Genomic DNA, 776 nt, shown 5'->3' on the forward strand with positions numbered 1-776 from the left:
CGCAGCGCGGTGGCGGCGGGCGTCGCCGCCATGGCGCGGGCGAGCAGCGCGGCCAGGGTGGTGTCCGGCACCGGATGCGCCGTGGCGTTCACCGCGACGGTGTAGCGATGCGCCTCCTCCGGCGTGGCGGTGGGCACCCGCGCCAGGCTGCCCTCCTCCAGCGCGGCGGCGATGAAATGCGCGGCGCGGGCGGCATGGCCGGCGGCCTCGGCGGCGCTGTGGAGGTCGGGATTGGCCTCGACATCCAGCCGCAGCGTGGTGGCGCCGGGATCGGTGCGCAGGTCGAAGGTGATGTCGTCCACCGGGCCGGTGCCCAGCAGCTGCAGCGACGCCGTGCAGCCCGCGAAGGCGGGCAGGGTGTGGAAGGGCTGGATGTTGATGATGGCGCCGTGCAGCCGCCGCGCGCCGCCGACGCGGCCAAGGTCGCGGCGCAGCTGCTCGCCCCGGTAGCGGCCATGCCGGCGCAGCTGCGCGAGCTGCGCCAGCAGCGGCGCCAGCGCCGCCTCCAGCGGTGCCGCCTCGTCCTCCAGCCGGACGCGCAGCGGCAGCACGTTCATCCGCGTGCAGGGCACCCGCGCGGCGGCGCTGCCGAAGCGGTCCATGAAGGTGGCGCCGACCAGCGTCTCCGCCTCGCCGGTGACGCGGTGGCAATAGGCGGCGAGCAGCGCGGTCAGCAGGTCGGGCCAGGCGATCCCCCGCGCGGTGGCGAGGTGGCGCAGCCTCTCCCCCGCCGCGGCATCGATCGGCGCCTCGGCGCGGTGGGCGGCGCGCGCGGT

1 protein-coding gene is annotated in these 776 nt (G+C 77.3%); it reads right to left on the reverse strand.

Annotation, left to right across the window (positions count from 1 at the left end):
• On the reverse strand, window positions 1-776 hold a 776-nt coding region (locus HMPREF0731_RS22180; RefSeq protein WP_007006509.1), incomplete at both ends, for a condensation domain-containing protein.

It is taken from the genome of Pseudoroseomonas cervicalis ATCC 49957, assembly GCF_000164635.1.
Taxonomy (GTDB): domain Bacteria; phylum Pseudomonadota; class Alphaproteobacteria; order Acetobacterales; family Acetobacteraceae; genus Pseudoroseomonas; species Pseudoroseomonas cervicalis.